This is a genomic window from Primorskyibacter flagellatus (assembly GCF_900176485.1).
Classification (GTDB): domain Bacteria; phylum Pseudomonadota; class Alphaproteobacteria; order Rhodobacterales; family Rhodobacteraceae; genus Primorskyibacter; species Primorskyibacter flagellatus.
The window spans coordinates 1-6,172 of sequence record NZ_FWYD01000045.1; the positions used below are offsets into that span (position 1 = coordinate 1).

General features: G+C 53.4%; 6 protein-coding genes. 3 read left to right on the forward strand and 3 right to left on the reverse strand.

Annotated elements, in window-relative coordinates; all coding sequences use genetic code 11:
- Positions 1 to 142: 142 nt before the first annotated feature.
- The 3 genes from B8991_RS20615 (at position 143) to B8991_RS20625 (ending at position 3,233) form a co-directional block, all read left to right on the forward strand.
- Positions 143 to 1,435, forward strand: coding sequence for a plasmid recombination protein (locus B8991_RS20615; protein WP_084355161.1), 1,293 nt, complete (start codon positions 143 to 145; stop codon positions 1,433 to 1,435).
- Between the two features lie 257 nt (positions 1,436 to 1,692).
- The gene (locus B8991_RS20620; RefSeq protein WP_084355162.1) at positions 1,693 to 2,703 is read left to right on the forward strand and encodes a replication initiator protein A; all 1,011 of its coding nucleotides are present in this window, start codon (positions 1,693 to 1,695) and stop codon (positions 2,701 to 2,703) included.
- A 98-nt stretch (positions 2,704 to 2,801) separates the two neighbouring features.
- Positions 2,802 to 3,233, forward strand: coding sequence for a hypothetical protein (locus B8991_RS20625; protein WP_084355163.1), 432 nt, complete (start codon positions 2,802 to 2,804; stop codon positions 3,231 to 3,233).
- Positions 3,234 to 3,340: 107 nt separating this feature from the next.
- On the opposite strand, the gene B8991_RS20630 is transcribed toward B8991_RS20625, so the two are convergent.
- The 3 genes from B8991_RS20630 to B8991_RS20640 all read right to left on the reverse strand — a co-directional run bounded on the left by B8991_RS20630 (position 3,341) and on the right by B8991_RS20640 (position 5,919).
- Positions 3,341 to 3,865 carry a hypothetical protein gene (locus B8991_RS20630; RefSeq protein ID WP_218673281.1) on the reverse strand — a complete coding sequence of 175 codons (525 nt, stop codon included), beginning with the start codon at positions 3,863 to 3,865 and terminating at the stop codon, positions 3,341 to 3,343.
- A 196-nt stretch (positions 3,866 to 4,061) separates the two neighbouring features.
- Positions 4,062 to 5,207 (reverse strand): hypothetical protein, encoded by a 1,146-nt coding sequence (locus B8991_RS20635; RefSeq protein WP_084355164.1) that lies wholly within the window; start codon positions 5,205 to 5,207, stop codon positions 4,062 to 4,064.
- A 106-nt stretch (positions 5,208 to 5,313) separates the two neighbouring features.
- A complete protein-coding gene (locus tag B8991_RS20640) occupies positions 5,314 to 5,919 on the reverse strand; it encodes a hypothetical protein (RefSeq protein ID WP_179141570.1) in 606 nt (201 codons plus the stop codon).
- Positions 5,920 to 6,172: the final 253 nt, after the last annotated feature.

Consider the following 6,172-nt stretch of genomic DNA (forward strand, 5'->3'; position numbering starts at 1 on the left):
CCAAGCGGGAGCTTCTGGTAGGAGGTCCAAGAGGGCGCAGCGCCTCCGACCCACCGGCAATTAGCGGAGCGACTCGCAGAGAATTGCCTAGTGGGTTGTCATTTAAAATGACAACTCTCTCCCTGGTAGCTATCCTTATTCCATGTTCAAGGCAGCAATCCGCATTAACAAGATCTCCACCATCGCCCAGCTTCGCGGGGCATCCCTCCATGCACAGCGTCACGACGAGACCGGCAAGGCGCGTGTTAGGGAGGATGCGGAACCCGGTTTCGGTCTCGCCTGGTCGAAGGCAGAGAACGACCGTGACTATCTCGCCGCCTTCAAGGCCCACAAGGCCGAGCAGGGGGCGGGCGAACGGAAGAACGCCCCGATTGCCCTGCAGGCCCTCTGCGTGGTCTCCCCGGAATGGGTGGAAAAGGCCGGCAACTTGCACGATCCCAACAACTCGCACAATCGTCAGCTCTTTAAACAGGCGAAGGTCTGGGCCGAGAGCTGGGGTGGGAAAGGGTCCGTGTTTGCTACCCGTCTGGATCTCGATGAGAAAGGCGGGGCCGTGGTCGATGTCCTAGTTTCGCCTGTCCGGCAAAGCAGAGGCAAGCCAGTGATCTCGACGAACAAGGCGCTGCGCGAGTTGAAGGAGGCCACAGGCGAGCGGAACGAATACGCCGCCTTGCAAACGTCCTGGGCCGACTGGTGCCGCGAAACTCTGGACAGCGAGATCGTGCGTGGGACACGAAAAGAACTCACGCAGCGCCAACACCTGTCGCCGGAAACTTATGGGGCTGTCATGGACAAGGCCCGCGAGGCCGTCCAGCAGCCCGCAGAGAGCCTCAGAGGGGCCCTACAGGCTGCGGAGCTCTCTTGGGAGGACACTGACCTTCTCCGAGACTACCTGCTTCTCAGGGGCGAAATTATCCGCCACCAGGACAATCCACATGCGTACGAGCCACCCGATGGTAAATTTGACCAGGAACAGATCGAAGACCAAGCTTCCGTCGAGAAAAACACTTGGAGACTGATCAACGCTATTCGCAAGGGAGCTGAGGGGATCATCGGTGCTGCAGGACGCTTCGGAATGGGGCCAGAAGAATTGAAGCGGCCTGACGGGCATGAAGCGGGCAGAACTTGGTTTCCGGCACTTTCAGATCGGCTACATCTTGGTGCAGTTGTCGCAAAATGCAGCATGTTCTGCGCCCAGGTTGAAGCTTTCGTAAAAAACCTTCGGATACAGGACCCAGAACAGCATCTGTCTGCTGAGCAGCTCTGGCCTACAGAAGCGTCTGAACTGGTGGAGCGATACGATCGCCACCTGGGCCTTGATCTTCCTCAGCACGATATTCCTCTCAATCAAGAGCAGGGGCTGGAAATAGATGACAGCAGTCCCGTTCTCTCTGAGCAGGAAGAGAGAGATGATGGCCTGTATTTGGAGGAATGACCCTAGTGTTAATAGTGTTACCTACGGAGTATGTTACGGACCCAAAAATCGCACTTAACGTATTGTCCGTACAGCAGGAAACTATCCACAGGGTTCCGAAACTAACGAATCCGGGTTCCGAAACTAACGAATCTGGGTTCCGAAACTAACGAACTGTTTTGGCCCCGAGGTCGGGTCCTGATATAACGAACTTGACGAGCTGGACGGTCATGTCCAATGCTGGTTCCAGATGTAACGAACTTAACAAAGGGATATGGATGCCACTGCTCCCCGACAGACATCCCCAGAAGGACTTCTTCATCCTCGATATCTCTGATGTTGTGCCTAAGGATGATATGGCCTCGATGGAGCATCCGCTGTTCTCGCTCGCCACCAAGCCAGACATGCGCCACCTCGAATATCGCGGGGGCGATAACCGACTGAAAATCGTTCCGTCTGGCGTCGGCCTGCCAACGATTTTCGACAAGGATATTCTGATATTTTGCGTGAGCCAGCTGATGCACCGCAAGAACAGGGGTGAGAAGATCGGGAAACGGGTGCGTTTCAGCGCTCGCGAGCTGATGATTACCACAAACCGCAAAACGGGCGGGGTCGAGTATAAACGCCTGGAGCAGGCGTTTCAGAGGCTCATTGGCACGACCTTCCAGACCGACATTCAGACCGGGAATAAGCGCGAAACACGTTTTTTTAGCCTACTTGAATCGGGCAGCGGGTTTGTCATGAAAGGAGAGGGAAAGTGGCGTCTCGACTATTGCGAGGTGATCCTGTCCGACTGGGTGATGCGCGCAATCGAGGGCGACGAGGTCGTGACGATCTCGAACGACTATTTTCGCCTGCGCCGCCCGCTTGAGCGCCGCCTCTACGAGATCGGCCGCAAGCACTGTGGAGGCCAGCCAAAGTGGCAGATCGGCCTCGCTAAGCTTCAGGAAAAGACCGGCAGCAATGCCCCCCTGAAGAAGTTTCGGTTAAACATCCGCCAGATTATCGAGGACGATCATACGCCGTTCTATCGAATGGAGCTGACAGCCGACGATCTGGTGATCTTCCGCCCGCGATCACCGCAGAGCTACCCCCTGCCCGAGATCCAACTGCCAGAATGGGCCGAGGACAAGGCGAGGATCATCGCCAGGGAGAAGGGCCGCGACTACTACGCCCTGCGCGCCGACTGGCTTTCATTCGCCAAAAGCGAAGCGGCCAAAGGAAACCCACCAAAAAATGCAGGCGCTGCCTTTGTGGCCTACTGCGGAAAGCAGGGCAGTCTGCGGTAACCGGGCTTGGCGCTGCCTCGATCAGGTTTCCTTGGCGTTGCATTGCGCAACACGATAAAGTGTTGCGCAACAGGCAAGAAGAAACGGGAAGCAATGGCATGAAATATTCACTATCCGAAGCGGCAAAGGCCACCGGAAAAAATAAGACCACAATCCAAAGAGCCATCAAAAACGGCAAGATTTCAGCAGCCAAAGGTGACAGTGGCTCATATGAGATCGAGCCGTCGGAGTTGCATCGCGTTTTCCCACCCACCGCTGCGCAACACGATGCGCAACACCCGCAAAGCAACGATACGCAACATAGAGGATTCGCGTTCAATCGCAGCGACTTGGAGCGCGTTTTTGAGCTAGAAAAAGCGCTAGCCGTCGCGCGCGAAAAAGCCCAAGGACTGGAAGCCCAGAAGGATCAGATGGCCGACACAATCAACGACCTTCGGAAACGCTTAGACAGCTCCGAAGGTCGAATAACGGCCCTTTTGACGGATGACAGACCAAAGCACATTTCTTGGTGGCCCTGGCGGCGCTCCTAGAAAAATTCGCTGTGCGACGCGCATGAACAAAGCTCCGCGTCAGGCTGCAGACCTGAGCGGAGCTTGATTTTAAGCTGAAGGGCGTCAGTGACGAAACCGCACAAATTTTAGAGAAGCTTCTTCTGTGATGCTTCTATTTTTAATGACGCTTCGTAGCGTTCGCTAAATGGGCCGGAAGATAATGCCTCTACATAGTCCTCGTCGCGTTCAAGAGATTTCCGACATGGAGGCACCCAAAGTAGACGAGGCTCAGGAGATATATTCTTTTCCCATACGATCCACGAATATCCAGTAGCCGTCGAAGCCTTCTTGTCCAACCTTCCTTTTACCATTGGTACGCGCTCGCTAAACTGAGCGAACTTCTGTGGTGGGTTTTTAGAGAAAATTCTATCGTACCTACCAACGCTTTCAATAAATACAGTGCGCACCAGCATAGCGACGCCACGGGTAGATATGCGTAGAGATTTGTTGATGAAATCCTCAGCGAATTTGAATGGTGGATTTGTTATAACCCAATCAAATGTCTCAGATGCTTCATCCCTGTCCAGGAAGTTTTCAACGCTTCCATAGCCATATGGGAAGATGTCTGACGCGATGACTGAGCCAAAATATTCAGAAAGAGTTTTTGCCATATGCCCAGCACCACATGCTGGCTCTAGGCAAGACATAGAGCGTAGAAATCTCTCATTTCCACGCTCTATTATGTGCTCAACCAGAGCTCTTGTGGCCCATGGAGGCGTAGGGAAGTTGTCTAGACTATCCTTTGCCTCACTTCTCTGAGCCATTACGGCGTGTGATTTGTTCTGGTTGGTCAAAGGTTCTACAGCCTTATAGAATATTGCTTACCACCTCGATCATGGAACTTATAAACTCTTGGAGTTTCTGGTTCGTCACGACCTTCTCCGCGTAGGTAGTTAAGCTTTCTGCGTGGTTCCTGATGTACTCGATGATTGCCGGGAAGCGATCGTGAAGGTAGGGGTATAGTTTGTTTCCGGCAGCGTAAGCAGCACCGTTCCTGAGAGCTTGCAAACTAGAAGGAAGCTTATCGTCACCAAATACGTACCTGGCAGCGTGGTACACCGGAGTGAAGATGCTGATAGCGAAGTTTCTGACTGAAGAGAAGGCCACGCTTCTTTGGGCGCGGCCGGATTTATCTAAAGACGCGCTAAGCCCTTCATTTAATTGCTCATCTAAAAGTTCGGCCGCTTCTGGATCTGCAACTTGTTCAACTTGCTCAAGTGCTGGCTGTATAGCCTCTAGCGCTTCACCTTGAGAAACGTATTCCTCTTGCGTTGATGCCTTGGCTTCGAGCACTGCCATGGCAGGAGTGAGGTTGACTAGTAGTGTAAAGGAGTCAACGAGATCGACAATAAGGGGTGCGACCGCGGCATCCAGGTCTACGAGTGGGTACAGATCTGGGTTTTCTTGGGAGATTTGGTAGGAGGCCAGCTTGCTTTTGAGGTTACTGCCCCTCATGAAAATTCGCACAACAGATGCTGACAGAGGGTCCTCAGGCAGGGCGTCTATGAACCTTACGACGTCTTTGTGGAGTTGGCCTAGGATATTGTGTCCGTGCTGGCCGAGGCTGAGAGCTTTCACTCTCAGCTCTTCGTAGATCTCCTGAATTTCGGGTGTGCCAAGTTGAACATCAGCCTCACTGGAAAGTATGGTGAGCTTTCCATTAACACCTAGCGTGAACTGTGTGACTTCTGCTTCCTGTGTGGGAGGGGCGTAGTCATCTGGGTTTGAGCTCGACCTATAAAAATCATCTAGGAAGTACCCGACCTCTTCATCGGTTGCTGCCGGAATCGCTTCTATTCTCGCCGTGGAGTTTTTTTTAATTTCTTGAATGCGTGCTGGGTTCACCAGCCTGTCTGGTCGGGTGAAATATGACTGCACTAGCGCCGGTTTGAACCCCATGCGCAGCATGCCTTTGATAATAGAGACCTCATAGGCCGTAATCGACGGTGCCAAGATGCTTCCTCACTATTGCGCCGGGTGCAACACATACATGCGCGGATAAAAGAGTCGATTGCATCTTGCGCCAAGGTCACTATTCGCGGCCCAGAGATACCCTTCCTTACCTAGAGGGCCGCCGCGCCATATATGCCTTTTTTAAGGGCTTCCAAACGGCCGGACCAAGCGCGGGCGCGGTTCCAGCCCGTTTCCCGTGAACTACACCACTTTCCACTGGTCGAATGCGAAACATTCGTGCGTAAAACGGATCAATTCCCTTCGCCATGTAGAGCTTCTTTCCTTCTGGGTTAGTCGCCGGGCAAATATGTAAAGCCCCTTCGGGTAACGCTTCACTTTGGTCCAGTCCGGCCATGCATCTCACCCACTTCGCCAGTTTTTCTTTAAACTCGGTGTAATGTTCAGGTTTCACATGCAGCATCCAATGAACGTGGTGACGATCATTTGGGGCCTCGATAACCCATGTATCAGAGGGCGTACCGTTCCTCGGCGAGTTGGTGTGTCGTGGCTTATAGCTCGACCACCTACCAAACTTTTGTCGCCTCATCTCTCGAAACAGTCGCGATGCATCTTCTGCCGCAATATCAAGAAGCCACAGGTCGATACAAACCACGGTGTTCATCGGTTTGCCTATGGCTGCGGCAGTCCGAGGGCTGTGCAGTAGCGTTGTAACTGCTTTCCGGCTGATGTGGGACGATGTCTTCAGCATCATGATCGAATCGTACACTTCATTTTGTGGCAGGAGGGTCCACATATACCAATATAGTGTGTTCTAGTCATCACCTGCTCTCAATGGGGCGCGTTGAAAGTCAATCTGGCTCCGCGCATTCCGCCAACCGATATGGCAGGATCGGAAGGGTGCGAAACCACCCAAGCGGGAGCTTCTGGTAGGAGGTCCAAGAGGGCGCAGCGCCTCCGACCCACCGGCAATTAGCGGAGCGACTCGCAGAGAATTGCCTAGTGGG

Bases quoted from the DNA above. Each gene is read 5' to 3' on its own strand.
- B8991_RS20615 (WP_084355161.1), top strand. From the start codon at position 143: ATGTTCAAGGCAGCAATCCGCATTAACAAGATCTCCACCATCGCCCAG.
- B8991_RS20620 (WP_084355162.1), top strand. From the start codon at position 1,693: ATGCCACTGCTCCCCGACAGACATCCCCAGAAGGACTTCTTCATCCTC.
- B8991_RS20625 (WP_084355163.1), top strand. From the start codon at position 2,802: ATGAAATATTCACTATCCGAAGCGGCAAAGGCCACCGGAAAAAATAAG.
- B8991_RS20630 (WP_218673281.1), bottom strand. From the start codon at position 3,865: ATGGCAAAAACTCTTTCTGAATATTTTGGCTCAGTCATCGCGTCAGAC.
- B8991_RS20640 (WP_179141570.1), bottom strand. From the start codon at position 5,919: ATGATGCTGAAGACATCGTCCCACATCAGCCGGAAAGCAGTTACAACG.